Source organism: Streptomyces sp. CBMA29, from assembly GCF_014596445.1.
Classification (GTDB): Bacteria; Actinomycetota; Actinomycetes; order Streptomycetales; family Streptomycetaceae; genus Actinacidiphila.
Genome location: NZ_MECL01000182.1, coordinates 52,113 through 78,588, shown reverse-complemented (window position 1 = coordinate 78,588; position 26,476 = coordinate 52,113). Strand labels below are relative to the sequence as shown.

At 71.7% G+C, this 26,476-nt stretch carries 22 protein-coding genes and 1 pseudogene; 11 read left to right on the top strand and 12 right to left on the bottom strand.

What is annotated here, in order from left to right:
- Window positions 1-213 precede the first annotated feature (213 nt).
- A complete protein-coding gene (locus BGM09_RS24365) occupies window positions 214-1,428 on the bottom strand; it encodes a transposase domain-containing protein (protein ID WP_188283829.1) in 1,215 nt (404 codons plus the stop codon).
- Between the two features lie 271 nt (window positions 1,429-1,699).
- On the opposite strand from BGM09_RS24365, the gene BGM09_RS24360 reads away from it, so the two are divergent.
- The 3 genes from BGM09_RS24360 (at window position 1,700) to BGM09_RS24350 (ending at window position 4,692) form a co-directional block, all read left to right on the top strand.
- A complete protein-coding gene (locus tag BGM09_RS24360) occupies window positions 1,700-2,524 on the top strand; it encodes an ABC transporter ATP-binding protein (RefSeq protein ID WP_188283828.1) in 825 nt (274 codons plus the stop codon).
- A gap of 28 nt (window positions 2,525-2,552) precedes the next feature.
- Window positions 2,553-3,458 (top strand): ABC transporter permease, encoded by a 906-nt coding sequence (locus BGM09_RS24355; protein WP_188283827.1) that lies wholly within the window; start codon window positions 2,553-2,555, stop codon window positions 3,456-3,458.
- Between the two features lie 172 nt (window positions 3,459-3,630).
- Window positions 3,631-4,692 carry an ABC transporter substrate-binding protein gene (locus BGM09_RS24350; protein WP_188283826.1) on the top strand — a complete coding sequence of 354 codons (1,062 nt, stop codon included), beginning with the start codon at window positions 3,631-3,633 and terminating at the stop codon, window positions 4,690-4,692.
- Between the two features lie 100 nt (window positions 4,693-4,792).
- Here BGM09_RS24350 and BGM09_RS24345 read toward each other — a convergent pair whose 3' ends face one another.
- The 3 genes from BGM09_RS24345 to BGM09_RS24335 all read right to left on the bottom strand — a co-directional run bounded on the left by BGM09_RS24345 (window position 4,793) and on the right by BGM09_RS24335 (window position 8,084).
- The gene (locus tag BGM09_RS24345; RefSeq protein WP_188283825.1) at window positions 4,793-5,761 is read right to left on the bottom strand and encodes a pirin family protein; all 969 of its coding nucleotides are present in this window, start codon (window positions 5,759-5,761) and stop codon (window positions 4,793-4,795) included.
- A 139-nt stretch (window positions 5,762-5,900) separates the two neighbouring features.
- Entirely contained in the window at window positions 5,901-6,092 is a 192-nt protein-coding gene (locus BGM09_RS24340; protein ID WP_188283824.1) for a hypothetical protein, read from the bottom strand.
- A 69-nt stretch (window positions 6,093-6,161) separates the two neighbouring features.
- Window positions 6,162-8,084, bottom strand: a complete 1,923-nt coding sequence (locus BGM09_RS24335; RefSeq protein WP_188283823.1) for an acyclic terpene utilization AtuA family protein — start codon at window positions 8,082-8,084, stop codon at window positions 6,162-6,164.
- A 125-nt stretch (window positions 8,085-8,209) separates the two neighbouring features.
- Between BGM09_RS24335 and BGM09_RS24330 the strand changes: the two genes are divergently transcribed.
- From BGM09_RS24330 to BGM09_RS24320, 3 genes are all read left to right on the top strand, one after another.
- Window positions 8,210-8,752, top strand: coding sequence for an NUDIX domain-containing protein (locus tag BGM09_RS24330; RefSeq protein WP_188283822.1), 543 nt, complete (start codon window positions 8,210-8,212; stop codon window positions 8,750-8,752).
- 242 nt (window positions 8,753-8,994) lie between these two features.
- Window positions 8,995-9,390, top strand: coding sequence for a YidH family protein (locus BGM09_RS24325; protein ID WP_188283850.1), 396 nt, complete (start codon window positions 8,995-8,997; stop codon window positions 9,388-9,390).
- Complete coding sequence (locus BGM09_RS24320; RefSeq protein ID WP_188283821.1) at window positions 9,387-9,746, top strand: DUF202 domain-containing protein; 360 nt, start codon at window positions 9,387-9,389, stop codon at window positions 9,744-9,746. Before BGM09_RS24325 ends, BGM09_RS24320 begins: the two co-directional genes overlap by 4 nt.
- A 19-nt stretch (window positions 9,747-9,765) precedes the next feature.
- Here BGM09_RS24320 and BGM09_RS24315 read toward each other — a convergent pair whose 3' ends face one another.
- A complete protein-coding gene (locus BGM09_RS24315) occupies window positions 9,766-10,650 on the bottom strand; it encodes a hypothetical protein (RefSeq protein WP_188283820.1) in 885 nt (294 codons plus the stop codon).
- Window positions 10,651-10,694: 44 nt separating this feature from the next.
- Entirely contained in the window at window positions 10,695-11,414 is a 720-nt protein-coding gene (locus tag BGM09_RS24310) for a FadR/GntR family transcriptional regulator (RefSeq protein ID WP_188283819.1), read from the bottom strand.
- Window positions 11,415-11,528: 114 nt separating this feature from the next.
- Here BGM09_RS24310 and BGM09_RS24305 point away from each other — a divergent pair, with 114 nt between their 5' ends.
- Together BGM09_RS24305 and BGM09_RS24300 are read left to right on the top strand one after the other, a co-directional pair.
- On the top strand, window positions 11,529-12,047 hold the full coding sequence (locus tag BGM09_RS24305) for a gluconokinase (RefSeq protein WP_188283818.1): 519 nt from the start codon (window positions 11,529-11,531) through the stop codon (window positions 12,045-12,047).
- A gap of 86 nt (window positions 12,048-12,133) precedes the next feature.
- Window positions 12,134-13,528: a gluconate:H+ symporter gene (locus BGM09_RS24300; RefSeq protein ID WP_188283817.1), complete on the top strand. Its 1,395-nt coding sequence runs from the start codon at window positions 12,134-12,136 to the stop codon at window positions 13,526-13,528.
- Between the two features lie 77 nt (window positions 13,529-13,605).
- Here the strand turns inward: BGM09_RS24300 and BGM09_RS24295 are convergent, their stop codons facing one another.
- Window positions 13,606-14,913 (bottom strand): glucarate dehydratase family protein, encoded by a 1,308-nt coding sequence (locus tag BGM09_RS24295; protein ID WP_188283816.1) that lies wholly within the window; start codon window positions 14,911-14,913, stop codon window positions 13,606-13,608.
- A gap of 175 nt (window positions 14,914-15,088) precedes the next feature.
- Here BGM09_RS24295 and BGM09_RS24290 point away from each other — a divergent pair, with 175 nt between their 5' ends.
- Together BGM09_RS24290 and BGM09_RS24285 are read left to right on the top strand one after the other, a co-directional pair.
- Window positions 15,089-16,168, top strand: coding sequence for a phosphotransferase family protein (locus tag BGM09_RS24290; RefSeq protein ID WP_188283815.1), 1,080 nt, complete (start codon window positions 15,089-15,091; stop codon window positions 16,166-16,168).
- A 6-nt stretch (window positions 16,169-16,174) separates the two neighbouring features.
- Window positions 16,175-17,395, top strand: a complete 1,221-nt coding sequence (locus BGM09_RS24285; protein ID WP_188283814.1) for an acyl-CoA dehydrogenase family protein — start codon at window positions 16,175-16,177, stop codon at window positions 17,393-17,395.
- An 86-nt stretch (window positions 17,396-17,481) separates the two neighbouring features.
- On the opposite strand, the gene BGM09_RS24280 is transcribed toward BGM09_RS24285, so the two are convergent.
- From BGM09_RS24280 to BGM09_RS24265, 4 genes and pseudogenes are all read right to left on the bottom strand, one after another.
- On the bottom strand, window positions 17,482-18,465 hold the full coding sequence (locus BGM09_RS24280) for an NADPH:quinone oxidoreductase family protein (protein ID WP_188283813.1): 984 nt from the start codon (window positions 18,463-18,465) through the stop codon (window positions 17,482-17,484).
- 18 nt (window positions 18,466-18,483) lie between these two features.
- The gene (locus BGM09_RS24275; RefSeq protein WP_188283812.1) at window positions 18,484-19,107 is read right to left on the bottom strand and encodes a TetR/AcrR family transcriptional regulator; all 624 of its coding nucleotides are present in this window, start codon (window positions 19,105-19,107) and stop codon (window positions 18,484-18,486) included.
- 135 nt (window positions 19,108-19,242) lie between these two features.
- Entirely contained in the window at window positions 19,243-20,907 is a 1,665-nt protein-coding gene (locus BGM09_RS24270) for an AMP-binding protein (protein ID WP_188283811.1), read from the bottom strand.
- Window positions 20,908-21,038: 131 nt separating this feature from the next.
- A pseudogene (locus BGM09_RS24265) lies at window positions 21,039-21,800 on the bottom strand (SDR family oxidoreductase); the annotation flags it as partial.
- 258 nt (window positions 21,801-22,058) lie between these two features.
- Between BGM09_RS24265 and BGM09_RS24260 the strand changes: the two are divergent.
- Window positions 22,059-23,540: a serine-threonine protein kinase gene (locus BGM09_RS24260; RefSeq protein ID WP_188283810.1), complete on the top strand. Its 1,482-nt coding sequence runs from the start codon at window positions 22,059-22,061 to the stop codon at window positions 23,538-23,540.
- 60 nt (window positions 23,541-23,600) lie between these two features.
- Here BGM09_RS24260 and BGM09_RS24255 read toward each other — a convergent pair whose 3' ends face one another.
- Entirely contained in the window at window positions 23,601-26,375 is a 2,775-nt protein-coding gene (locus BGM09_RS24255) for a penicillin acylase family protein (protein ID WP_188283809.1), read from the bottom strand.
- Window positions 26,376-26,476 lie beyond the last annotated feature (101 nt).

Here is a 26,476-nt window from a genome sequence, read left to right as displayed (position 1 = left end):
TCTTCCATTCACTAACCCTTAACCCTCATAACGCCACCGCATGGCGCGGCGACGCTTGATTATCCGGTTCACCGCGATGAGACGTTCGGCTCCGACCGCATACCACTGCATACCAGGTCGGAGGCTCTTTGTGTCTGTTCACTTCGACGCCCTCTGCGGGGACTTTATTGCAGCACACGCGTGCCCGCAGGAGCAAAGGGTTGCGCTACTGACTTAACGCGGCCTCACCGCCGCCCACTCCCCCAGTCCAGTGGTCGGATCGGTCGAAATCGGACCCACCGAAAGCGGCGGCGACACCAGGTGCCCGACGGCATGATAGGTGCACAGGAGGGCATATATTTCCTGCTGCACGAGTTCGGGGCTTTTCGACCGTAATAGCACCCGTGGCCCGGTGATCTGCTCGACGAAGTGGGCGACGCCGTCACCGCTCGCGACGGCCGCCCGTTCGTAGCGGGCCCTGATCTCGTCGGCCGACACCGTGCTGTCGAGAACCGAGGTGACCAGCAGCGGAGCGCCAGGGGCCGGTCCCGCCCCGGCGGACCGCGCGGCCGTGCGGTCGCCGCACGGCACCACCCGGACCGCGGTCCCCGACCCCGGACCTTCGCCGGGACCGGCGTCCGTCGCCAGTTCCGACAGGTAGGAGCCGTCGGGGAGTTCGCGCATCACCGGCAGTGAGTACGGGGCGGGTCCGGGGCCGCCGGAGCGCCAGATCTGGTCGGCGCCGGCCTCGGCCAGTGCCGACCACAGCGCGACCGGGATCAGTTCCTCGTCGCCGACCACCAACGACCGCTTGTCGAGCAGGTCGTCCGGCCACTGCGCGAGCAGACCCTCGGCGCCTTCCTCCGCCCGGGGCGTGATGGCCGCGACCGCTGAGACGCGCAGCCGGCAGTCGGTGAGCGAGGACACCCACACGTCGAGCGAGCGGTGCTTGTCCAACTGCGGCGCCGTGGTGTCGGGGGAGCTGTAACCGGCCCGGTTCGCGGGGGTGTCCGGCACTTCCATCGCGACGCTCTCGTAGACGAAGACCCGCTCGCCGTCCAGCCGTGTCCCGTGGCCCGCGGCGTCGGCGAGGTGACCGCAGAGCGCCTTGAGGGGTTCGACGCCGAGCCGCATGCGGGCCCGCGCGATGGCAGCCGCGCTGGCCACGTCACCCGACCCGCCGACACCGGCGCCCGGGAACATCTCGGGCAGACCGCCGGTGAGCTTGGCGAGCACCTCCTCATAAGAGGAGGCCCCGAAGAGCCACATCGCCAGAACGAAATACATCATGAGCTGTGCGGGCAGGAGACGCCTGCGGCGCTCTCGGCGCTCGGTTTTGTCCACGAGCCGGTCCATCACATCCGGCCGGAAAGTCTCCACGAGCATGCGCAGTGCGAGCCGGTCGGGAAGATGCGTTTCAGGCGATATGTCGAGATGGCGAAACGTCATTCGCCAGAAGCTACCCCTGGAGAACCCTCCGCGTCTAACCCACTATGAATAGTCGGGAGAAAGAGGCACTAGAGGGAATTTCTCCGGACAACGACGTCGACGGAGAGTGAGGTCAGCGGCCTCCGGACGCTTAAGTCAATGCACCCATGTTCGACGAGGTTGGTGTCTGCCCGTCGGTTCTGGCAGCCTCACTCGCGTGGCAAGCGAATCCCAGCACGGGCACAGCAATGGTCTAGTCAAATCGCCGCAACCGACGACATCGCCTATCGCGATGCGCGACGTGTGCAAGTCCTTCAGTACCCCGCAGGGCGGAAATCATGACGTCCTGCGCAACATCGATTTCACCGTCAGGCCCGGAGAGTTCACCGCGGTCGTGGGTCCCACCGGATGCGGGAAATCGACGACTCTCTCGTTGATCTCCGGCATGGAACGGCCGGACAGCGGTGAGGTGCTCGTCGACGGGCGTCCGGTGGAGGGCATAGGCAAGGACGTCGGGTTCGTCTTCCAGACGGACGCGGTGTTCCCCTGGAAGACCGTCATCGGCAACGTCGCGGCGGGCCCGCGCTTCCGGGGCGCGTCCCGCAAGGAGGCGCACGCCGCCGCGGCCGAGTGGATCCGCCGGGTGGGCCTCGCGGGGTTCGAGCGGTACCACCCGCACCAGCTCTCCGGCGGAATGCGCAAGAGGGTGGCACTCGCGCAGACGATGATCAACGAGCCGCGGGTGCTGCTGATGGACGAGCCCTTCTCCGGGCTCGATGTGCAGACCCGTCAGATCATGTCCGACGAACTGCTCTCGCTCTGGGACCTCACCCGGCCCTCGGTCGTGTTCGTCACGCATGACCTGGAGGAGGCGATCTCGCTCGCCGACAAGGTCGTGGTCCTGACGGCGGGGCCGGCCACCGTGAAGGAGGAGTTCGAGATCGATCTCCCCCGGCCGCGCAATCCCCGCGAGATCCGGCACACTCCCGAATTCGTCAAACTCCACGAACGGGTCTGGCAGGCGCTGCGGGACGAGGTGCAGCTCGCGTACTCCCGCACGGCCGCGCGGCCCGAGACCGCGTCGGCCGAGACCGTGACGCCGGAATCGGCGGCCTGAACCATCCGTACGGAAGAGGCATGAGCCTATGAAGACCGACACCGCGACCGGGTCGGCGACCGACGAGATCCTCGCGCGACCCGAGCCGCAGAAGAGCGACGCCGGAGCGGCCCGCGCCGCGCTGGCCAAGCGACAACGGGCCAGGCGCCGCGTGTGGGTCAACGTTGTCAGGGCCGCCGTCCTCGCCGCGTTCATCGGCCTGTGGCAGGTGCTCGCCTCGACGGAGATCGTCGACCCGTTCTATTCCGGCAAGCCGTCGGGCATCTGCTCGAAGCTGTGGGACTGGGTGCGCAACGGTACGTCGCAGGGACCGCTGTGGGACCAGGTGTGGGTGACGTTGCAGGAGACCCTGTTGGGCTTCGGCATCGGGGTCACCCTGGGCGTCGTCCTCGGCATCGTGCTGGGCCGGCTGCGCTTCCTGGCCGATGTCTTCGCGCCCTACATCAAGACCCTGAACTCGATCCCGCGCATCCTCCTGGGCTCGGTGTTCGCGATCTGGTTCGGTCTCGGCATCAGCTCCAAGGTCATGCTGGCCGCGGTACTGGTCTTCTTCGGCGTGTTCTTCAACGCCTTCCAGGGCGCCCGCGAGGTGGACCGCAATCTCCTCGCCAACGCCCGCATCCTCGGCGCGAGCAACACCCGGGTGACCTTGCACGTGGTCGTCCCGTCCGCGCTGAGCTGGATCACCACCAGCCTGCACGTGGCCTTCGGTTTCGCCATCACCGGCGCGATCGTGGGCGAACTGCTCGGGGCGCAGCAGGGCCTCGGGCTGCTCATCTTCCAGGCGCAGGCCAATTTCGATCCCAACGGGGTCTACGCGGGACTCGTCATCACCGCCGCGTTCGCGCTGGCGGCCGAGGGACTGATCTCGCTGCTCGAGCGGTGGCTGCTGAGCTGGCAGCCGCGTCCGCAGAAGTCCGGAGCGGAGGCGTGACCGCCATGACCGGCGACAGCACCGCCGTGACCTGGACGGCCTCCGGGACTCCCGCCATCCCCGCCCCTTCCGCCATCCCCCCGACGGTCAACCGCCCCGCGGCGACTCGCGGCCCGCGGCACGACCCGAGACGGCGCACGACCCACCCGCTTCCGAGGAGAAGACAACGCACATGTGGCACAAGAAGATCGTTCTCGCAGCCGCGACGGTAGTCCTGGCGACAGGCGTGACGGCCTGCTCGGACAGCAAGTCCGACAAGACCACCGACGCGGCGAGCGCGGGGTCGCTGCAGACGGTGACGATCGCCCTGTCGAACCAGGCGAACCAGAGTTACCTCCCGCTGATCCTGGCGCAGCGGATGGGCTACTTCACGAAGCAGGGCCTGAACGTGAAGATCGCCAACCTCCAGGGCACGCCGCAGGTCTCCGACGCGCTGCTCAAGGGTGACGCGCAGGGCATGATCGGCTTCTACGACTCGAACCTCAAGCTCCAGCTCAAGGGCAAGGACACCCAGGCGGTCGTCCAGCTCCTCCAGGCGCCCGGCATGGTCGAGATGGCCCGTACGAACGCGCCGTCGATCAAGACGCCCGCGGACCTCAAGGGCAAGAACGTCGGCGTCACCTCGCTCGGTTCCGCCAGTTCCACCATCGCCTCGTACCTCGCGATCCACAACAACATCGCGATGGCCGACACCCACCTGGTGGCGGTGGCCGCCGGTGCCACCTTCGTGGCGGCCTTCGAGCACGACCGGATCGACGCGGGTGTCACCACCGAGCCGACCATTTCGACGCTGCTCAAGAAGCAGCTCGGGACGATCATCGCGGACATGCGCACCGCGGCGGGCACCAAGGCCGCGCTCGGCGGCCCGTACCCGGGCACCGCGCTGACCGTCCAGACGGCCTGGGCCAACAGCCACAAGGAGACCGTCCAGAAGATGGTCAACGCCGTCTACCAGACGCTCCAGTGGATGGAGTCCCACTCGGCCGCGGAGATCACCGAGCAGGTCCCGGCCGACTTCTACTCCGGCAGCGGCAAGGACCAGTACGTCCAGGCGCTGGCCAATGAGATGGGCATGTACAACCCGACCGGCCAGATGCCGGCCGACGCTCCGCAGACGGTGCTCCGCGTCCTGACCGCGGTCGACCCGACCGTGAAGGGCAAGACGATCGACCTGTCGAAGACGTACACCGACGAGTACGTCCAGAAGGCGGCCCAGGACCACTCCGCGTCCTGACCCCCGCTCCCCCCAGGGCCCCTGCCCGGCGCGCTCCCGCCGGGCAGGGGCCCTGTGCCGTTCCCCCGCCGGGCCGCCGCTCGCAGCGGCCCCCGCCCGGTCAGCGGGTACGGCCGCGCGCCTTCAGCGGGCCCGGCGGAAGGCCGGGTGCGGACAGCCGCTCGCCGTCGTAGCCGTGGACCTCGCCGAAGCGGGTGGCGGACTGCCAGGCGGTACGGGCCTCGGTGATCTCCTCGCTGGTGCGGGCGACGAAGTTCCACCACATGATGACGCGTTCGGCGAAGGGCTCGCCGCCCAGCAGCATGAGGGAGGCGGGAGTGTCGGCGCGCAGGGGGAGTGCGCGGCGGCCGCAGCCGAGGTAGAGCAGGGAGCCGGGGGTGAGGGTGACGCCGTCGACGTGGGATTCGCCGGACATGGTGAGGACGGCGTACTCGAAGTCGGGGTCGAGCGGGAGCCGGGCGTCGGTACCGGCGGCGAGGGTGAGGTCGGCGCCGACGAGCGGGGTGTGGATCGTGCCGGGCGAGGTGGCGCCGTCGAGGCCGCCGAGGATGACGGTGGCGTGGAGTCCGCCGCCGCCGGTGACCTCGGGGAGTACGGGGTGGTGCTCGAAGGACGGCGCGCTGTCGCGGGTGGCGTCGGGCAGGGCGACCCAGAGCTGGGCGCCGTGCAGGTAGCGGGCGTGGTCGCGGGGTGATTCCTCGGAGTGGGCGATGGCCCGGCCCGAGGTCATCAGGCCCAGCTCGCGGGGCCGTACCGTCTGGAGGCTGCCGAGGCTGTCGCGGTGCAGCACCTCGCCGTCGTGCAGCCAGCTCACGGTCTGCAGGCCCATGTGCGGATGGGGCGGCACCTGCATGCCGGGTTCCTCGGCGATGTCGTCGGGCCCGTAATGGTCAACAAAGCACCAAGCGCCGACCATGCGCCGTCCGAGGTTGGGGAGCAGCCGCCGTACCTCGGTGCTCTCGCCGAGCTGGACGGTACGGCCGGTGAGCAGGTCGCGGACCGGTGCGGCGCGGACGTCGGCGCGACCGCCGCAGTGGGTGGCGGCGGGCGTCCTGTCGAGATTGCTCATGGTGCCGATCATGCCGCGCGCGACCGCCCGAAGCGAGGAGGGGACCGGGCGGTCGCGCGGGTCAGGGGGTCCGTCGGCCCCGGACGGCAGGAACCCCGAGGCCGGGGGGGCCAGGGCCGGGGGCCAGGGGCCGGGCGGGTTACCGGGCGGGCGGCGCGGAGTGGGCGGGGTGGATGCCGTGCACGAGGTCGCGGGCCTCGCTGACGTACATCTCCCGGTCGCCGAGTGTCAGGCCGGGGAAGTAGTCCTTGAGCCTGGTCACGACCTGCTGCTCCGACTCGTGGCACTCACGCAGCAGAAAGATCGCCTTGCGCAGGATGTCGCCGTCCATGGGGACCGCCCTTCACTACCCCCGCGGGCCCGTCGCCCTCGGACGATTCCCATCATGACTCCACGAATGTCACCGCTTGGGCAACGGCGTGTACTGGCTCTGCAAAAGATCCACCAGCTTTTCCGGCACGTCCGCGAGGCATCCCCGAAGCCGCTCCCCCAGCGCCTTGGCCTGCGGATCCGCTCTGGTCGAAGCCGCGACGCCGTCGCCGAGCAGCCCGTGCACGACGAAGTTCACCGCGCGCAGATTCGGCAGTTCCCAGCGGCTCACCGGCAGCGGCGCGGTCTCCGGCAGCAGGGCCCGCAGCCGGGGTACGTCCAGATACGCGCGCAGCCACGCGTACCCCTCGTCGTCCCGCGCCCACAGCCCGACGTTCGCGTCGCCGCCCTTGTCCCCCGAGCGCGCGCCGACGACGGTCCCGAGCGGCAGCCGTACCGTCCGGCCGAAGGGCTCGGGCGGCCCGGTCCGCGCCTGTCGCGGCGCGGGTCCGGTGACCGGCGACACCAGCGGCGGCGGTACGGGACCGGAGTCGGGCACCGGACCCGGCCGCCCCTCCCGGAGGTCGGTGGCGCCGTGCGGCGGGCGCGGTACGGGCAGCCGGGTGCCGTCGGCGAGCACGGTCACGGCGCTGACCTCGGCGGCGGCCACCAGCGCGGGCCAGTACACGCCGTACTCGGTGGGGCGCGGCGAGGCGTGCTCCAGGTAGAGCCCGGGGTAGCCGGCCAGCGCGGAGCCCGCGACGTCGGTGAAGAAGCCGCGGCCGACGGTGTCGAGGTCCGGGTCCTTGACGGTGAGCGTCAACCGGTCGGCCTCGCCGCCGTGTTCGCGCCGCAGGTCGTACCCGGCGAAGCGGCCGGGCCCGCCGGTCGCGTCGCGCAGGGCGGCCTCGGCGAAGTCCGCCTTCGCGTCGAGGTCGAGGCCGGTGAGCACAAAGGTCGCGGAATTGCGGTAGCCGCCGCGGTGGTTGAGGCAGACCTTGAGGGTGTCGGGCGCGGGCTCGCCCGCGACGGGACCGACGGAGACCCGGTCGGGGCCCTGCTGGATGAGTCGGACGGTGTCGAAGCGGGCCACCACGTCGGTGTTGAGGTAGCCGGGTCCGCCGATCTCGTACAGGAGTTGGGCGGTGACGGTGCCGATGGTGACGGCGCCGCCGGTGCCGGGGTGCTTGGTGATGACGCTGGAGCCGTCGGGGTGGATCTCGGCGATCGGGAAGCCGGGGTGCACCGGGTCGGGGATCTCGGTGAAGAAGGAGTAGTTGCCGCCGGTGGCCTGGGTGCCGCACTCGATGATGTGGCCCGCGGTGACGGCGCCCGCCAGCCGGTCCCAGTCGTCGAGCGCCCACTCGAAGGCCCAGGCGGCGGGCCCGACGACCAGCGAGGCGTCGGTGACCCGGCCGCAGATCACCACGTCGGCGCCGCCGCGCAGCGCCCGCGCGATGCCCCAGCCGCCGAGGTACACGTTGGCGGTGACCGGCTCGACGCCGGAGCCCGCCAGCGGGCGGCCGGTGGCCAGGTGCGCGAAGTCGTGGCCGCGGGACTGGAGTTCGGGCAGCCGGTCCAGCAGGTCGTCGCCCTCGACGTACGCCACGGACGGGTGCAGGCCGCCGACCGCGGCCAACTCGGCGAGTTTGGCGGCCAGTCCCGCCGGGTTGAGGCCGCCCGCGTTGACCACGACCTTGATACCACGTTCCAGACAGGTGCCGAGCACGTCGCGCATCTGGGCGAGGAAGGAGACCGCGTAGCCGCCGTCCGGGTCGCGCTGCCGCGCCTTCCACAGCAGCAGCATGGTCAGTTCGGCCAGGTAGTCGCCGGTGAGCACGTCGATGGGCCCGCCCTCGACCATCTCGCGGGCGGCCGACAGCCGGTCACCGTAGTAGCCGGAGCAGTTCGCGATCCGCAGCGGCGCCCCGCGCTCCCGCTGCGCCTGCGGTGCCCGCCGGCCCTGCCGCGCCTGGGGTGCCTGCGGTACCCGGGGCGCCTGGTGTGCCGTCATCCCACACTCCCGTCACTCCCCCGTCTCACCGACCGGCACGATCATCTTGCCGGTGCCCGCGCCGCGCAAGACCACCAGGGGGCGCGCCCGGGGCAGGTCCGGCGGCCGGTGGTTGAATCTGCTCCATGAACGAGCCCGCACCGCGACCCCCGCTGTCCGCCGACGAGATCATCGACATCGTGGACGAGCACGACCGGGTCGTCGGCAGGTCGCCGCGCGGCGAGGCGTACGCCAGGGGCCTGCGGCACCGCTGCGTCTTCATCCTGGCCAGGGACGCCGAGGACCGGATCTTCGTGCACCGCCGCACCGCGGAGAAGCTGGTCTTCCCCTCCCTCTACGACATGTTCGTCGGCGGTGTCGTCGGCGCGGGCGAGTCCTACGAGGAGGCGGCGCTGCGCGAGGCGGAGGAGGAGCTGGGGGTGAGCGGGCTGCCGCGCCCCGAGCCGCTGTTCAGATTCCTCTACGAGGACGGCCCGCGTACGTGGTGGTCCTCGGTCTACCAGGTGCGGTGCACACTCCCGGTCGCTCCGCAGGCCGAGGAGGTGGCCTGGCACACCTTCCTCACCGACGAGGAGCTGGCCGCCAGGCTCACCGAGTGGGAGTGGGTGCCGGACGGTCTCGACGGCTACCGCAGACTGCTCGACTGGCGTGCGAAGCACGGCAGTTGACCGCCCGACGGCTCAACCCGCCACCAGCAGACCGGCGATGACCGAGGCGCGGTCGGCGGCGACGGCGAAGGCGGGCCAGTACGCGGCGCCGTCCGCCTGCCGCAGGCCCCCCCTGGGGTGGGTGCGTCACACGGGTGTGGTTCATGCCGCGGTACGCGCCGGACGCGACCGCCCGCGCCCGCTCGCGACCTGGTCGTTAGTGTGGACGTGTGAGCGCTTTCGCCCAGGAGCTGCCCGCGCGGCTGCGTGCCGCGCGGGATTCCGTACGTCTGTGGTTCGCCCCGGCCCGCGTGCGGGACGAGGGCACGACCCCCGACTACCGCTTCTCGCTGGCCAACGAGCGGACCTTCCTCGCCTGGATCCGCACCGCGCTCGCCCTGATCGGCGGCGGTTTCGCCGTCGACCAGTTCCTCACCGACCACCTCGCGCACTGGGTACGGGTGTCGCTGGCGCTCGTCCTGCTGGCCGGTGGCGTCGCCTGCACGCTGCGCGCGGTAAACCACTGGGCCCGCTGCGAACGCGCCATGCGCCGCGGCGCCGACCTGCCCGTCTCCCGCTTTCCCGCGCTGCTCGCCGTCGCCATCGCCGTGATCGCCGTCGCGATGGTGTGCGTGGTGCTCTTCGGCTGGGCCGGATGAGCCACGACCACCCGGACGGCGGGCCGTCGCGAGTCGGCAGCCGACCCGGTGACGACCGGGATCCTGGCCTCCAGCCGGAACGTACCCGGCTGGCGTGGCGGCGCACCACGCTGTCCTGCGCGGTCACGGCCGTACTGGCCGGGCGGCAGGTGCTGCACCACGACGGCGGGGCGCTCCCCGCCGTGGCCATCGCTCTGACGGCCCTCGCCTTCCTGGCCTTCCTCCGGCTGGCGCATCGCAGGATTCAGCAGCTCGGCGGCGCGCCGCACCCGGCCGTGATGGCGCCGGGCGCCGCCGTCGCGGTGGTGGGCTGCACGGTGGCGCTCGCGGTGTTCGGCGCGGCGCTGGTGTGGTGAGGCGCGCCCGCCGCGGCCTTCAGCGTCGTCGCAGCACGCTCACCAGCGCCCGTACCTCCCGGTCGGCGAAGCCCGGCTCGCCCGCGACGGTCCGCACGAGTCCGTCCCGCACGGTACGGCTTCGGCCGGCCTCCACCAGCGCCAGCGACTCGGCCAGCGCCTGCGGGAGCGCCTGGTGGTACCAGGGTGTGTCCGCGTCCTCGTCGAACCAGCGGCTCGGCGGAAAGGTGCCGTTGAGCTTGGGCTGCGCATTGCCGTACCAGCCCCATTCGGGCCAGGGCAGCGACACGTTGACCACGTGTCCCGCGGGCAGCGTCCGCACCCAACGGGCGGAATCGGGCGACTGCTGCCAGCGGTCGGCGTTCGGGCTGCTCTTGCCGCGGGGCGTCACCCCGACGTAGCGCAGCTTGCGGCGGATCACCGACCAGGGTTCTCGGCTCTCGGCGATCCACGCGGCCAGTTCGCGGTGGAGCGCGTCGAAGGTGGAGCCGCTGTGGACCACGTCGACCACGGCCAGCGGGCGTTTGCGGCGGGCCAGGGCGCGCGGTTCGAGGCCCGCCGCGGCCAGGTGCTCGCGCAAGCGCTCCCGCTGGGGCTGCGCGAGGCGGGCGGACCGGCGGATCGACAGGGGGAGCCGCAGGAGGCCGCCGGGACGGTCGGCGTGTTCCAACGCGCCGGTGAGCAGGTCGTACATGCTGTCCAGCGAGCGGCCGACGAAGCGGAGGTCGGCGGCGCGGGAGCGGGCCAGTACCTTGCCCGTGCACTGCGTGAGCGCGGGAAGGTGCCACAGCCGTACGGCTTCCGAGCCGTCCGCGAGCGTGCCGAGCCGGTCCGGCGGGCGGCCCTCGTACGAGGACAGCGTCCAGCGGAAGGGCTGCGGCGGGGCGGGCTGGCGAGCGGTCACGCGTACCAGTGCAGCACTGCCGGGCCGTGCGGGTAAACGGATTTTCAGGGCGCCAGGATGTCCAGCTCGTGCAGGGCGCCCACGCAGATCTCGCGCATCAGGTCCTCGGCGGCGGCGGCTTCGCGGGAGCGGATCGCCTCGGCGACGCGGACGTGGAGGGTGACGGCGGCGGGGTCGGGCTCGGAGAACATCACATGGTGCCGGGTGCGGCCGGTGAGGACTTCGGCGACGACGTCGCCGAGGCGGGCGAACATCTCGTTGCCCGACGCGTCGAGGACGACGCGGTGGAAGGCGACGTCGTGCACGAGGTAGGCGTCGAGGTCGGCGGCGCGGGCGGCGGCGGCCATCTCGGCGGCCAGCACGGTGAGTTCGCGGCACTGGGCAGGATCGGCCGCGGTCGCGGCGAGCCCGGCGGCGACCGGTTCGACGGCGGTGCGCAAGGTGGTGAGGGAGCGCAGTTGGCGGGGGCGGTCGGCGCCGGCCAGGCGCCAGCGGATGACGGCCGGGTCGAAGACGTTCCACTCCTCGCTGCGCAGCACGGTGACGCCGACGCGGCGGCGGGACTCCACGAGGTGCATCGCCTCCAGGACCCGGACCGCCTCGCGGACGACAGTGCGCGAGACGCCGTAGCGCGATTCCAGTTCGTCGATGCGCAGAACCGTGCCCTGCGGGTAGTCGCCCGAGGCGATGGCGGGGCCGAGCTCGGCCAGAAGACGGGCGTGCAGACCCCCGGCGTCATCCCGCGGTGCTTCCTGCTGAGGCATGAGGACAGCTTATGCGGCAGCACAGTCGTGTGACTTTTACATCACAGACTCTTGAATAAGTAGTACCTATGGCGTTGAGTGTCCCCGACCGCTTGCACAAGGAGGTTCGAGCGCATGACCAGCTCCCCGCGCCCACCGCACTCCCCCGTCGTCGTCGTGATGGGGGTCTCCGGCTCGGGCAAGTCGACCGTCGGCGGCCTGCTGGCGGAACGGCTGGGCGTCCCGTACGCCGAGGCCGACGACTTCCACCCGGCGGCCAACATCGCCAAGATGTCGGCCGGTCACCCGCTGGACGACGCCGACCGGGCGCCCTGGCTGGACGCCATCGGCGCGTGGATCGCGCAACGCGAGGGCAAGGGCGGGGTGGTGAGCTGCTCCGCCCTGCGCCGCCGCTACCGCGACCACCTGCGGCAGGGCGCGCCCGACCTGTTCTTCCTGCACCTGGACGGGCCCCCGGAGCTGATCGCCTCCCGGCTGGCCGCGCGGATGCAGCACTTCATGCCGTCCGAGTTGCTGCGCTCGCAGTTCGCGACGCTGGAGCCGCTGGAGCCGGACGAGGCGGGCGCGGTCGTGACGATCGAGGGCGGCCCGCAGGAGATCGCGGACCGCGCGCTCGCCGCCGTACCCCGCTGACGCCGCCGCACTGACCCCGCCCGCTCGCTCGTTCGTACCCCCTTCCCCCCTCCCTTCTGTTCCCGTCCTTCCCCCTGGAGTCCTCCGTGTCCGCACTCAGCGTGGAGCTGCTGGCCGCCGATCCGTCCCCGATCACCGACGCGGGCAACACCCGCCTGGCACTGGCCGCCCTGGCCGGTATCGCCGTCATCGTGCTGCTGATCACCCGCTGGAAGGTGCACGCCTTCCTCGCCCTGACCATCGGCTCCGGTGTGCTCGGCTCGGTCGCGGGCGCGCCGCTGGCCAAGACGATCACCAGTTTCTCGACCGGCCTCGGCTCGACCGTGGCGAGCGTCGGCACCCTGATCGCGCTCGGCGCGATACTCGGCAAGCTGCTCGCCGACTCCGGCGGCGCGGACCAGATCGTCGACACGATCCTGGCCCGTACCAGCGAGAAACGGCTGCCGTGGGCGATGGCCCTGATCGCGGGTCTGGTCGGCCTGCCGCTCTTCTTCGAGATCGGCATCGTGATCCTCATCCCGGTGGTGCTGCTGGTCGCCAAGCGCAGCGGTCAGTCGCTGATCCGGCTGGGCATCCCGGCGCTGGCCGGTCTGTCGGTGATGCACGGTCTGGTGCCGCCGCACCCCGGCCCGCTGGCCGCGATCGGCGCCATCCACGCCGACATGGGCATCACGCTCGCGCTCGGCGTCCTGGTCGCGATACCCACGCTCGCCATCGCGGGTCCGCTCTTCGGCCGGGTGGCCGCGGGCTGGGTGGACGTGACCCCGCCGGAGCGGATGACGCCCGCGCGCGCCTCCGACGACCTGGAGCGGCGGCCGAGCTTCGCCGCGACGACCTGCACGATGCTGCTGCCGGTGGTGCTGATGCTCGCCAAGGCCCTGGCCGACGTGATCGTGGACGACCAGAGCAGCCTGACGTACCGGATCTTCGACGTCATCGGTACGCCGCTGGTGGCGCTGCTGGCCGCGGTGGTCGTGGCGATGTTCACCCTCGGGCGGGCCGCCGGCTTCAGCAAGGACCGCATCTCCTCGACCGTGGACGCCTCGCTCGGCCCGATCGCGGGCATCCTGCTGATCGTCGGCGCGGGCGGCGGCTTCAAGCAGACCCTGATCGACTGCGGGGTCGGTCAGATGATCCTCGACTGGTCCAAGAGCTGGCACATCTCGGCGCTGCTGCTCGCCTGGCTGATCGCGGTGCTGATCCGGGTCGCGACCGGTTCCGCGACGGTGGCGATCATCTCGGCCGCCGGTCTCGTCGCGCCGCTGGCCGAGGGCATGTCCTCCTCGCACACCGCGCTGCTGGTGCTGTCGGTGGGCGCCGGTTCGCTGTTCTTCTCGCACGTCAACGACGCCGGATTCTGGCTGGTGAAGGAGTACTTCGGGATGGACGTCCCGCAGACCCTCAAGACCTGGTCGGTGATGGAGACGGTGATCTCGGTGGTGGCGCTGGGCTTCGTCATGCTGCTGTCGCTGGTGCTGTGAGGCGCTGACGCCGCTGGCCGGCGTCTTCACGCGTGTGGGGCGGCGAACCGTACGGTCCGCCGCCCCACACGCGTAGGTCACCAGCGCGGCACGGGCGGCGTCCGCCAGTCCGGGTCCGCCCTGCGCATCGCGGCGGCGTCGTCGCGGTCGCGCATGGCGCCGTCGTCGTCGAGCCAGCGCTGGTGCAGCGCCTTGAGCGCGTCCTGGTCGAGTTCGACGCCGAGTCCGGGGAGGTCGCTGACGGCGAGGCGGCCGTCCGCGAAGACATGGCGGCGGGTGATGACGTCCTCGGTCTGCCACGGGTAGTGCGAGTCGCAGGCGTAGTCGAGGTTGGGCACGGTGGCCGCGACATGGGTCATGGCGGCGAGGCTGATGCCGAGGTGGGTGTTGGAGTGCATCGACAGTCCCACGCCGAACGTGCGGCAGATCGCGGCGAGTTGCTGGGTGTTGCGCAGGCCGCCCCAGTAGTGGTGGTCGCAGAGCACCACCTGGACGGCGCCGCGCGTGAAGGCGTCCTGGATCTCGGCGAAGGTCGTCACGCACATGTTGGTCGCCAGCGGCACCCGCGTGCCGCTCGCCACCTGGGCCATGCGGTCGGTGGTGCTGGCCGGGTCCTCCAGGTACTCCAGCACCTCGCCCAGCTCGCGGGCCACGTACAGCGAGGTCTCCACCGACCAGGCGCCGTTGGGGTCGAGGCGCAGCGGACGGCCGGGGAAGGCGGCGGCCAGGGCGCGTACGGCGGCGATCTCCTCGTCGGGCGGGAAGACACCGCCCTTGAGCTTGAAGGAACCGAAGCCGTACGTGTCGGCGAAGCGGCGGGCCTGCGCGACGACGCCTTCCGGGTCGAGGGCCGGGCCCCAGTCGTCGGCCTCGCCCTGCCCTTCGGGGTGGGCGGCGAGCCGGTAGAAGAGGTAGGCGCTGTAGTCGACGGCGTCGCGGACCTTGCCGCCGAGCAGCGCGTGCACCGGCAGGCCGAGGTGCTTGCCGAGGGCGTCGAGGCAGGCCACCTCGAAGCCGGAGATGACCGACAGCCGCAGCTTGTCGGCGGTCTGCACACCGCGCAGCCCGCCGACGTCGACGGAGTCGGAGACGTCGGCCGGGTCGCCGCAGACCTCTTCCGCGAGGGTGAACAGCCCGTTCAGATCACTGACCGGGTGGCCGGGCAACGCGCGGGCCAGGGGCGCGGCGAGGTCGAGATAGCGGGTGTCGCCGTAGGTCTCGCCCACCCCGGCCGTACCGTCGGCGGTGACGACCTCGATGATGAGGCGGGGGGTGTAGGGCTGGTGGACACCCTGGGTGTTGAGCAGCGGCGGATCGGCGATGAGGATGGGGGTCAGCCGCACCTCGGTGATCACGAGTGCGGCGGAGCGATCTGCTGTCTGCATATGTGAATAACGTTCACCCATAGGTCCAGAGCGTAGGTGCGGTGGCCACGGCCGTCAATGCGGCCTCCCAGGCGCGGACGTGACGGACGGGACGCGACGGGGAGAGCGAAGAGCTGGACGACATACCGACTGGTCGGTACGATTTCCGCAGCCACGACGGTGACGAGGAGACGGCATGAGCGATACCGACAACCCCCCGGGTCTCGATCTGGGCCGGCTGCGCGCCCATCTCGACCGGGAGCGGCCGGGGCTGGTCGGCGGCGACCTGCGCGGCAAGCTCATCGAGGGCGGCCGGTCCAACCTCACCTACTGGGTCACCGACGGCGCCGCCGAATGGGTCGTCCGCAGACCGCCGCTCGGGCACGTCCTGGCCACCGCGCACGACATGACGCGCGAGCACCGGGTGATCAGCGCGCTCGCCGCCACCCCGGTGCCGGTGCCCGGCACGGTGCTGCTGTGCGAGGACGACGAGGTGATCGGCGCGCCGTTCTACGTCATGGAATTCGTCGAGGGCACCCCCTTCCGCACCGAGAGCCAGCTCAGGGAGCTGGGCGCCGAGCGGACCCGCGAGGTCGTGCTCGCGCTGGTCGACACGCTGGTCGACCTGCACGCGGTGGACCCAGCGGCGGTCGGGCTCGGTGACTTCGGCCGCCCCGAGGGCTATCTGGAACGGCAGTTGCGCCGCTGGGGCAAGCAGCTCGACGCCTCCCGCAGCCGCGAACTGCCCGGTATCGACGCGCTGCACGCCGCGCTCGGCGCGGCCCTGCCCGACTCCCCCGGCGGCGCCGTCATCCACGGCGACTACAAGCTGGACAACGTCCTGGTGGACACCGCCGACCGGCTCACCGCCGTCCTGGACTGGGAGATGTCCACCCTCGGCGACCCCCTCACCGACCTCGGGCTGCTGCTGGTCTACAGCGAGCCGCAGATCGCCTCCGACTTCCCCATCCAGGCGGCGGGCGGCGCGCCCGGCCACCCGTCGGAGGCGGAACTCCTCCAGCGGTACGCCGAGCGGTCCGGCCGCGACGTGTCGACCGTCGACTGGTACACGGCCTTCGCCTGCTACAAGCTCGCCGTCATCTCCGAGGGCATCCACTACCGCTACACCCTCGGGCAGACGATCGGCGCCGGATTCGACCGGATCGGCGGCATCGTCCCCCACTTCATCGAACGCGGCCTCGACCGGCTCCGGCGGCACGCCGAGCGGCAGGCCCGGCCGCGCCCCTCGCAGGACTCCCCCCGGAAGGAAGGCTGAGCAGCCATGGAATTCGCCTTCGACACCCGTACCGAGGAACTGCGGTCGCGGCTGACCGCGTTCCTCGACGAGCACGTCCACCCCGCCGAGCCGGTCTTCGCCGAGCAGCGCGCCGAGGCCACGGGGGACGACCGGTGGACCGCGCCGCCCGTGGTGGAGGACCTCAAGGCCGAGGCCAGGCGGCAGGGCCTGTGGAATCTCTTCCTGCCCGGCGAGCACGGCGCGGGACTGACCAACCTCCAGTACGCGCCGCTCGCCGAACTCACCGGCCGCAGCCCCCACTTGGCCCCGCCCGCCCTCAACTGCGCCGCTCCCGACACCGGCAACATGGAAGTCCTCAGCGAATTCGGCACCCCCGCCCAGCGCAAGGAGTGGCTGGAGCCGCTGCTCGCCGGGGAGATCAGGTCCGCCTTCGCGATGACCGAGCCGGACGTCGCCTCCTCCGACGCCACCAACATCGAGACGCGGATCGTACGGGACGGCGACTCGTACGTGATCAACGGCCGCAAGTGGTACATCTCCGGGGCGATGAATCCCAAGTGCGCGATCTTCATCGTCATGGGAAAGACCGATCCGGACGCCGAACGGCACCGCCAGCAGAGCCAGATCCTCGTGCCGCGCGACACCCCCGGCATCGAAGTACGGCGCGGCATGCGGGTGTTCGGCTTCGACGACGGCGACCACGGCGGTCACGCCGAGGTCGTCTTCCACGACGTGCGCGTGCCCGCCGCGAACCTGATCGGCGAGGAGGGCGGCGGCTTCGCCATCGCCCAGGCCCGGCTCGGCCCCGGCCGCATCCACCACTGCATGCGGCTGATCGGCATGGCCGAGCGCGCTCTTGAACTCATGTGCCGCCGCGCCGCCTCCCGCGTCGCCTTCGGCAAGCCGCTCGCCGCCCAGGGCGTGGTCCAGGAGTGGATCGCCGAAGCCCGCGTCGAGATCGAGCAGTTGCGGCTCCTCGTGCTCAAGACGGCCTGGCTCATGGACACCGTCGGCAACCAGGGCGCCCACACCGAGATCCAGTCCATCAAGATCGCCACCCCTGTCGCCGTCCAGCGCATCGTCGACCGCGCCATCCAGGTCCACGGCGCCGGCGGCGTCAGCCAGGATTTCCCCCTGTCCCAGCTCTTCGCCGCGGCCCGTAGCCTGCGGCTCGCGGACGGACCCGACGAGGTCCACAAGCGCTCACTCGCGCGCCGCGAGCTGAAGAAGTACGTGGCCCCGTAAGGGCGTGCGTTGAGGGGCGCCGGGGGTGACCCCAGCGCCCCCGCTCGGCCCCGGTCAGGCGCGGCCCAGGTCAGGCGCGGCCCCGGTCAGGGGCGGATCACCAGGCGGCCCACCGTCTTGCCGTCCGCGACGCGTTGGACGGCCTCGGCGGCGCCGTCGAAAGCCACCCGCTCGCTCACGAGGGGGCGGACGGCCCCGGAAGCCGCCAGCTCGGAAAGCGCCTCGTGGGCCTGGCGGACCGCCACCGGATCGTGGGTGTTGTAGAGCCCCCAGTGGAGGCCGAGGATGGCGTAGTTCTTGACGAGGGCGTGACTGAGCGCGGGCGCGGGGACGGTGCCGCCGGCGAAGCCGACGACGACGATGCGCCCCTCGAAGGCGACGCACTTGGTGGACTTGGTGTAGGAGTCGCCGCCGACGGGGTCGAAGACGACGTTGGCGCCGCGTCCGGCGGTGGCTTCCTTGACGACGGCGACGAAGTCCTCCGCGTGCCGGTCCACGACGATGTCGGCGCCGAGTTCACGGGCGGCCTTGGCCTTGTCGGGGCCGCCGACGACACCGATGACGGTGGCGCCCGCGGCCTTGCCGAGCTGGACGGCGGCGCTGCCGACACCGCCCGCGGCGGCGTGTACGAGCAGGGTCTCGCCGGGCCTGAGGGCGGCGCGGCGGTGCAGGGCGAACCAGCCGGTCTGGTAGCCGATGTGGAGGGCGGCGGCCTCGGCGTCGTCCAGGGCCTCGGGCGCGGGCAGCACCCCGGCGGCGGGGACGACGGCGTATTCGGCGAAGGCGCCGCGCGGCAGGGCGGCCGGCGTGATGACGCGGGCGCCGGTGTCCAGATCCGTGACCCCTTCACCGACGGCGACGACCTCGCCGCACAGTTCCACGCCGGGCGTGAACGGCAGCGGCGGCCGGATCTGGTAGGTGCCCCGGCAGAGCATCGCGTCGGGGAAGTTGACCCCGGCGGCGCGTACCCGCAGCAGCACCTCGCCGGGACCCGGCTCGGGGGTGGGGACCTCGTCGAGGCGCATCGCCTCGCGCGGCTCGCCGTTCTCGTGCACGCGCCATGCCTTCACGTCAAAGCTCCCAGCGGGTCAGTGCCGCCGCACCGAGTGCAGCAGCAGGTCGGAGAATTCGGTGGCGACCTGTTCGGCGGAGAGCGGGCCCTGCGCGTGGTACCAGGTGCCGAGGTGGTGCACGGAGCCGAAGAAGAAGTCGACCACGAGGTCGGGCCGCAGGTCGGCGCGGAAGTGCCCGCCGCGCTGGCCTTCCTCGATCAGGGAGCGGAACTTCTCGTGATAGCGGCGGCGTTCGGCACGTACCGCCTTCTGCTTCTCCGGGGCGAGCTGGTGGATGGAGCGGAAGAAGATCTTGGTGTCGTCCAGGTTCTGGATGCTGGTGACGACGACGTCGGCGGCGGCCTCGGCGAGCCGGTCGGGCACGGCGGTGTCGCGGGCGGCGATGGCGTCGAGGCGTTCGGTCTGGAGCCGCAGCACCCGGCCGTAGATCTCGTGCAGCAGATCGTCCTTGGAGCCGAAGTAGTGGTAGAGCGCGCCCTTGGTGACCCCGGCGGCCTCCACGATCTCCTGGACGGAGGTGCGGTCGTAGCCGCGCTCGGCGAAGAGCCGGGTGGCCTCGGCGAGCAGCCGCTCGGGTACCGCGGCGGTGCCGCCCTCGCCGGAGCCGCCGCTGCCGCCGCCCGTCGCATTGCGTGCCATGGCCTGACCTCTTTCCGTACCACGTGCCCACGTGCCCACGTATCCGCGGATTCGCGAATCCGCGTACCGACCTACCGGTGAACCGATGTGGCGCCGTACCGACAAAGCGACGCACATTCCGGCCGGTTTGGAACCCTATCCGGCCCGGACCTTGAGTTCGCGCCGGAGGATCTTCCCGGTGGCCGTCTTGGGGAGGTCGCCGAGCACTTCGACCTCGCGCGGGTATTTGAAGGCCGCGAGGCGGTCCTTGCAGTAGGCGACGATCTCCTCGGGCCCCGCGGTGGCGCCGGGCCGCAGGCTGACGTACGCCTTGACGCTCTCGCCGCGGTAGGCGTCGGGGACGCCGACGACGGCCGCCTCGCGGACCGCGGGGTGGGTGTAGAGGACGTCCTCGACCTCGCGCGGCCAGACCTTGAAGCCGGACGCGTTGATCATGTCCTTCTTGCGGTCGACGACGTAGAGCCAGCCGTCCTCGTCCATGAAGCCGATGTCGCCGGTCAGCAGCTCGCCGCCGGGCAGGGCCGCTGCGGACTCCTCGGGCAGGTTCCAGTAGCCCGGTACGACCATCGGTCCGGTGACGGCGATCTCGCCGGATTCACCGAAGGGCACCTCGGCGCCCGCGTCGTCCAGGATGCGGACCATCGTGCCGGGGCCAGGGACGCCGACGGCGAGAGTGCCGGACGTGGGGTCGACGGGCGCCTCGACACCGGGCGGGACGCTGGCGCAGGGGGCCGTGCACTCGGTGAGGCCGTAACCGTTGGCGAGGTAGAGGCCGCCGGAGCGGACGCGGAAGGATTCCACCACGGCGGGCGGCAGCGGCGCGCCGCCCGAGCCGATCAGCCGGAAGGACGCGAAGTCCGCGGCGGTGGCGTCCGGCCCGGCCAGCAGCGCCATGAAGGCGGTGGCCGGGCCGACCGTGAAGGTCGGGCGGTGCTCACGGAAGGCGTCGAGCACCACACCCGGCTCGAAGCGGTACGCGAGCGCCACGGTGTGACCGCCTGCCAGCGCCGCCGACACCTGGCAGACCACGCCGGTGATGTGGAAGAGCGGCGCGAGCGCGAAGATCACCGCGTCCTCGCCGAGGTCCTGGACGCGCACCTGACGGTGGGCGTTGAAGGAGATGTTGCCGTGTGTGTTGAGCGCGCCCTTGGGCTTGCCGCTGGTGCCCGAGGTGTAGCTGATCAGCGCGATGTCGGAGGCGGCGGGCAGCGGGACGCCGGGGCGCGGTCCGGCCGCGGCGCGGGCGGCGGTGAGCACGTCGTCCGCACCCTCACCGGCCTGCGCGAGCGGCCGTTCCCCGGTCAGTACGCGGCTGTCGTCGCGCGTCTGGAGGTCGAATTCGCTGGCGGTCAGCGCGATACGGACCGGCGAGTCGACGACGGTGGCGCGGACGTATCCCTGCCAGGCGCGCTCCGAGCAGAGGATCGCGGTGGCCCCGGCGTCGGTCAGGATGTGCGCCAACTCCCCTTGCTTGTACATGGGGTTGACCGGGATGACGGTGCCGCCCGCCTTCCACACGGCGAGCAGGCCGACGACGAACTGCGGCACATTTTGCAGCATGATCGCGAGGCGGTCGCCGGGGGCGAAGCCGCGCGCGGCCAGATGCCGGGCCAACCCGTCGGAGAGGGCGTCGAGTTCGCGGTAGCTCAGCGCGCCGTCGAAGTAGAAGAGCGCGCGGTGGTCGGGAATCCGCGCGGCGACGTCGAGGAAGGTGTGCAGGACGGACGGCGGGTGCTCGACGTCCTCGCGCTGCTCGTCGGTGAAGTGCTTGAGCCAGGGCTGGTCGGCGTAGGCGGTCATGCCGGTTCCCCTTCCCGCGCGGGGGTGGTGGCGGATTCCGTGGCCTGTCCGGTCTTACCGGTGTCCTCGGCTTTCCCGGTGTCCTCGGCCTGCCCGGCCACCCCGGTGTCCTCGGCCTGTCCCGCTTCCTTCGCCCGCAACTCCTCGTAGCTGCGCTGGAGTTTGTTCATGCCGCGGAGCCAGCGGCCGGGTTCCGCGGCGCGGGCCGCGTAATAACCGGCGACCTCGGGGTGCGGCAGGATCAGGAAGCGGTCGGCCGCGATGCCGTCGAGCACCGCCTGGGCGACGTCCTCGGGCTCGATGGCGTTCGGCGCGAGCACGAGGTCGCCCGCGACCCCGGTGGAGCGGAGCATCGCGGTCCGCACGCCCTGCGGGCACACCGCGTGCACATGGACGCCGCGGTGCCGGTAGGTGAGCGAGAGCCATTCGGCGAAGGCGAGCGCGCCGTGCTTGGTGACCGAGTACGGGGCCGCGCCGATCATCGTCAGCAGTCCGGCCGCCGAGACGGTGGACACGAAACGGCCCTGCCCGCGCTCCAGCCATTCGGGGAGCAGGGCGCGGGCGGCGCGGACGTGGCTCATGACGTTGACGTCCCAGGCCAGCTCCCAGGCGGCGTCGTCCGCCTCGGGGCCGCCGCCGGTGCCGACCCCGGCGTTGGCGCAGAAGATGTCGACGCCGCCGCCGAGCGCGGTGCGGGCGGCGGGCACGATGCCCGACGCGTCGCCGGGGACGACGGCCGCGCCGATCTCGTCGGCGACCGCGCGGGCGGCGTCCGCGTCCAGGTCGTTCACCACGACCCGGGCGCCCTCGGCGGCGAATCTGCGGGCGAGGGCGGCTCCGATGCCGCCGCCCGCCCCGGTGACGACCACCCGGGCGCCGCGCACTGCTTCCACGACCACGATCGTGTCTCCTTCGACTCGACTCGGCTCGGATCGGCTCGACTCCTTCGCATACTAAGCGGTCGGTCACGCAATCCGGTAGTACCGGACCGGGCGCCGGAGGCGTGCCCGGGACGCCGGAGCGGTGCTCCCGGCCGCGCGCCGCGTACGTAGCCGGTGCGTATTCAGCCGTCCGGGGGATGGACGACACCGGGCCCTGTCGGGATGATGCGGGCGAACCGCACCATCACGGCGTATTTCCAGGGGGGCGCCATGGCCGTGACCAGCACCTCAGTGACCAGCGTCCGGCCGTACTGGGACCTGACCTTCGACGCGGACGGCGACCCCGACCCCCGGCAGCGGGACGCGCTGCTGGAAGCGGTCGGGGACCGGACCGATCTGGTGGTCTTCTCGCACGGCTGGAACAACGACATCGCCACCGCGTCCGCGCTCTACGACGGCTTCTTCGGCTACTTCCCCGGCTTGCTGGCCACCGCGCCGGACCTCCGCTTCGGCTACGTCGGCGTGCACTGGCCGTCGATGCGCTTCAGCGACGAGCCCATCCCCGACTTCCCGCGCACCGACTTCCCGCGCACCTCCCCGACGCTCGCCGCGCCCGTGACGGACGGCGCCGCCGCGTCAGGCACCGCGCTCGACCCCCTGACCAGGACCGCGCTCGACCCCCTGACCAAGGCCGCACTCGGCGACGTCTTCCCCGGCAGCGGACCGACGCTCGACCGGATCGCGGAACTGCTGGCCCAGCGGCCGGCGGCGCCCGAACGGCTGGACGAATTCGCCGCGCTGGTCCGTACCCTCACCGGACTGCCGCCGAGTCCGGGCGCCGCGCCCGCCGCACAGGGGCCCAACGCCCAAGGCGGCGCCGCCCAGAACCTCATCGCCGAGGACATGGGCACCGCGTCCGGCGCCGAGCCACTCCTGTTCACCCAGGATCCCGTCACCACCTGCCTCTCGCTGGCCGACGCCCTGGCGACAGCGGGCGCCGAGGTCACCCCGGCCCCACCAGGCCCACCGGCCTCCGGCGAGGCGCTGTTCGGCGGGCTCGGCCAGCGCGTGTGGGACGGGGCCAAGGAGTTGCTGCGGCAGGCCACGTACTACGCGATGAAGCGGCGCGCGGGGACCGTCGGGCAGCGCGGGCTCGGGCCGCTGCTCGGGGTGCTGGCGCGCAGGGCGCCCTCGGTCCGGGTCCATCTGATCGGGCACAGCTTCGGCGCGCGGCTGGTGTCCTTCGCGCTGGACGGCATGCCGCCCACTCTCCGGGTCTCGTCGGTGACCCTGCTCCAAGGGGCCCTCTCGCACTACGCGTTCAGCGGCCCGCAGCCCTTCGACGCGCGGGGCGGGGCGCTGCACGGCAGGCAACAGCGGGTCACCGGGCCCCTGGTGGCCTGCCATTCGCGGCACGACCAGGCGCTCGGCGTGTTCTACCCGCTGGCCTCGCGGCTCGCAGGCGAGGACGAGTCGCTGCTGGGTGACATCGCCCACGCGGGGGCGGATCTGCTCGGCTTCGGCGAACGCTGGGGCGCGCTGGGCCACGACGGCTTCCAAGCCCTGTACGGCGCACCGGAGTTGACCCTGGAGCGGGCCCTGGCCGGTGAGCTGCCTAGGACCGGCTGCGTGAGCGTGGACGCGTCCGCGGTGGTGTGCTCGGGCGGCCCGCCGTCCGGCGCGCACAGCGACATCTGCCACGAGGAGCTGGCCCGCCTGGTGCTGCGCGCCGCGGGCCGGATCCCCGGCTGAGGACCCGGCCCGCGACTGTCACCGCGAACCGCTCAAGAGCTCACTCCTGAGCGGGACTTGTCACCTGTGCGAAGGGAATTCCACCACCTGCTGGAAGGTGGGCCGGTTCTGCCACGCGATCCGGTCGTCCGTGACACCGCCCAGCGGACGCTGGACGATCGAGTCGGCGCACCACTGGTCACCGGCGGAGCAGCCGCTGTCGTCGGCCGGGTAGACGGTGGCCGCCGGGACGGCCGCCGCCTGCTTCAGTGTGGACAGCACCATGTCCCGGCAGGCGGTCAGTTGGCCGCCACCGCAGTACGTCTGGTCGAGCGCGCCCTGCACCGGCTTGCCGAGCACCTTGCGCAGATCCTTGTCGGCGTACGACCACCAGCCGTACTGGAAGGCGCTGCCCGCGTGCGCGCCGGTCGGCCCGTGTCCCGCGGACGGCGACTCGTCGATCGCGAGGTTCGCGGCCAGCGCGTTGTAGAGGTCGCTGCCGAGGCCGGGCTGGAACTCGCCCGCGATCAGCAGCGGCCACCACGCGTCCATCACCCGTACCGCGTCCGCGTTGGCGTACGTGTGCGAGCCGGGCGAGGTCTCGTGCCGCTTGGTGCCCGCCGTGCTCCACGCCTCCAACTGCTGTACGGCGGTGGCCTCCTGGGGATCGGTGACCGGTGCGCTGTTGATCACCTGGAGCAGGTCGGGCAGAACGTCCTCACCGCGCAGGTCGGTGAGCGCCGCGTCCGCCATGGCCTTGGTGAGCGCGGCGCGGGTGACGCCGCCCGCCTGGGTGAGCGCCTTCACCCGGTCCTCCAGCAGGTCGGCGCGGTGCACGGAGCCGTTGCCGAAGCCCGCCGAGGTGTACCCCTTGGCCTGCTTGTTGTTCCACGACACGTAGTAGTCCTGGTCGACGGACTGCGGATGCTGCGCGGGCGGGGTGTAGGAGGCGGTGTTGGTCACCGGGTCCCAGCCGCGCCAGTCGTAGGCGCTTTGCGCCCACACCGGGAACGACGGGTCCACACCGTCCGCCCTGACCGGGTTGGTGCCGCTGTTGTAGTACGCGGTGTGCTGGGAGTCCGCGTAGAACCAGTTGAAGGTGTAGTTGATGTCCTGCGTCGCCCGCTGGAAGGAGGCGGCGTCGTGCACGAAACCGGGGTCGTTCAGCTCCTGGAAGCCCAGGATCGAGTCGGCCTCGTGCCGGTAGGAACTGCGCAGCGCCGTATAGGCGACGGCCTTGCCGCCGACGTTCGCCCGGTACTGCACCGGGCCGTACGCCGTGCGCCAGACCTGCATGCGGTACGAGCCCGCCGCCGTGGAGTCGGCGACGGTCGGCGACCAGGAGTTGGTGCGTTCCAGCTTCTCCATCGGCACGCACGCGCCGTGCAGCACGTAGTGCGTGGAGTCCTGGCACAGCTCCACTGCGTAGGTGTCGGTGACGTCCTGGCTCGCGGAGGTCGCGCTCCAGGCGTAGTCCTGGCCGCGGCCGAGTTCCACGTACATGCCCAGGCCCGCGAAGGAGGCGCCGCGCGCGCTGAGGCCAGGGCCCTGCAACTCCTGGAGCATCAGCAACTGTGGCGCGAAATAGCCGGTTTGCGGACCGAAGACGGCGACCGGGTGGCCGCTGGCGGTGTGCGCGCCGCTGACCACGAGGGCGTTGGACATGCCCTTCTTCGTGGCGTCGCCGGAGAAGAGGTTGCTCGGCAGCACTCCGGGGCTCTTGGTGGTGGCCTGCCTCGCGCCGCCGGTCGCGTCGTAGACCAGCGGTTCCGGTACGACGGAGCCCGCGTCGGGCAGCGCCTGGCCCTTGGCCTGCGCGGGCTTGCCGGCGTACGGGAAGCTGCTGCCGTCGTGCACGGTGGGCGTGGCCTCGGGGTCGTCCCGCTCGCGGAAGGACTCCCAGACCTTGGTGCCCTCGGTGACCCCGTACTTCTGCTGCGCGGCCAGCAGCGACAGCGCGGACTCCACCTCTCCGCCGCCGCCGGTGCCGAACAGCGCGCCGATCACCGAGGCGAGCGCGATCAGGTCGGTGAGCTGGAACGGGTCGATCGTGCCCGCGTTGGTGATCGCGTTCACGTGCCCGGTGAGGACGTACTCGCCGGGGAAGTAACGGCCGTTCTTGGACTGCGTGATGTAGGCGTTGATGCCGTCGACGTACGCCTGCGCGTCGGCGAGCGCCTGCTGGCCGCGGGCGCCGCCGCTGTTCGCCAGCCGGGTGACCTGGTCCTGGAGGTCGGCCTCGGTGTACGGGGCCTGCCGCCAGAACTCCTGCTCCAGGCCGCGGTTGGCCGCCGCGCCGCCCGCGAACGACGACAGTTCGCCGCGTCCGACGTGCCGGAAGAGGTCCATCAGCCACAACCGGTCCTGCGCCGCCGCGTATCCGGCGCCGTACTCCGTGCCCTGCCTGGTCGTGCCCTTGATGTGGGGGACGCCGGTCGCCTTGTCGCGGGTGATCGTCACGTCCGAGCGCGGGCTGATCACCGAGGCGACCTGGCCCGAAGGGACGCCGAAGGACGAACTGTTGAAGAAGTTGCCGAGGGTCGCGTCGGTCAGCCCCGGGTATCCGTCGGCGAGCGACGAATACGGTCCGAGCTGGTCAGAGGTGTGCGCGGGGCGTGTCCCGAGCACCTTGTTCGCCAGAATGTCCGCGAGCGTGGCGTTGCCGTTCTCGCCCGGCGGCAGAATGTCCGAGCACTGTCCCGCGCAGTAGTCGCCCGAGTTGTCCGCGGCCTGCGCCGCCAGCGGCAACGGGGCCACCAAGGTGGCCCCGAGCGCCAGCAGCGCCGCGGCTGTCGCCGTTCTCCACTTGCCGATCCTGCCCAGCTTGCCGATCCGTCGTGGGGTCCGCAGCGGCATGTCTGCTCCTTCCGGATACCAGTCCCCGGACGTTACCGCCGGTACGCCCTCCCCGGAAGATGAACATGCGTCAGCTTTTCACTTCCCGCACATCCCGCGCA

Coding starts and splice junctions, on each gene's coding strand:
- BGM09_RS24310 (WP_188283819.1), bottom strand. CDS start 11,414: ATGCCTCAGCAGGAAGCACCGCGGGATGACGCCGGGGGTCTGCACGCC.
- BGM09_RS24320 (WP_188283821.1), top strand. CDS start 9,387: ATGAGCCACGACCACCCGGACGGCGGGCCGTCGCGAGTCGGCAGCCGA.
- BGM09_RS24360 (WP_188283828.1), top strand. CDS start 1,700: ATGCGCGACGTGTGCAAGTCCTTCAGTACCCCGCAGGGCGGAAATCAT.
- BGM09_RS24340 (WP_188283824.1), bottom strand. CDS start 6,092: ATGGACGGCGACATCCTGCGCAAGGCGATCTTTCTGCTGCGTGAGTGC.
- BGM09_RS24355 (WP_188283827.1), top strand. CDS start 2,553: ATGAAGACCGACACCGCGACCGGGTCGGCGACCGACGAGATCCTCGCG.
- BGM09_RS24305 (WP_188283818.1), top strand. CDS start 11,529: ATGACCAGCTCCCCGCGCCCACCGCACTCCCCCGTCGTCGTCGTGATG.
- BGM09_RS24270 (WP_188283811.1), bottom strand. CDS start 20,907: ATGACCGCCTACGCCGACCAGCCCTGGCTCAAGCACTTCACCGACGAG.
- BGM09_RS24285 (WP_188283814.1), top strand. CDS start 16,175: ATGGAATTCGCCTTCGACACCCGTACCGAGGAACTGCGGTCGCGGCTG.
- BGM09_RS24290 (WP_188283815.1), top strand. CDS start 15,089: ATGAGCGATACCGACAACCCCCCGGGTCTCGATCTGGGCCGGCTGCGC.
- BGM09_RS24365 (WP_188283829.1), bottom strand. CDS start 1,428: ATGACGTTTCGCCATCTCGACATATCGCCTGAAACGCATCTTCCCGAC.
- BGM09_RS24345 (WP_188283825.1), bottom strand. CDS start 5,761: ATGAGCAATCTCGACAGGACGCCCGCCGCCACCCACTGCGGCGGTCGC.
- BGM09_RS24350 (WP_188283826.1), top strand. CDS start 3,631: ATGTGGCACAAGAAGATCGTTCTCGCAGCCGCGACGGTAGTCCTGGCG.
- BGM09_RS24335 (WP_188283823.1), bottom strand. CDS start 8,084: ATGACGGCACACCAGGCGCCCCGGGTACCGCAGGCACCCCAGGCGCGG.
- BGM09_RS24260 (WP_188283810.1), top strand. CDS start 22,059: ATGGCCGTGACCAGCACCTCAGTGACCAGCGTCCGGCCGTACTGGGAC.
- BGM09_RS24330 (WP_188283822.1), top strand. CDS start 8,210: ATGAACGAGCCCGCACCGCGACCCCCGCTGTCCGCCGACGAGATCATC.
- BGM09_RS24295 (WP_188283816.1), bottom strand. CDS start 14,913: ATGCAGACAGCAGATCGCTCCGCCGCACTCGTGATCACCGAGGTGCGG.
- BGM09_RS24255 (WP_188283809.1), bottom strand. CDS start 26,375: ATGCCGCTGCGGACCCCACGACGGATCGGCAAGCTGGGCAGGATCGGC.
- BGM09_RS24275 (WP_188283812.1), bottom strand. CDS start 19,107: ATGGCACGCAATGCGACGGGCGGCGGCAGCGGCGGCTCCGGCGAGGGC.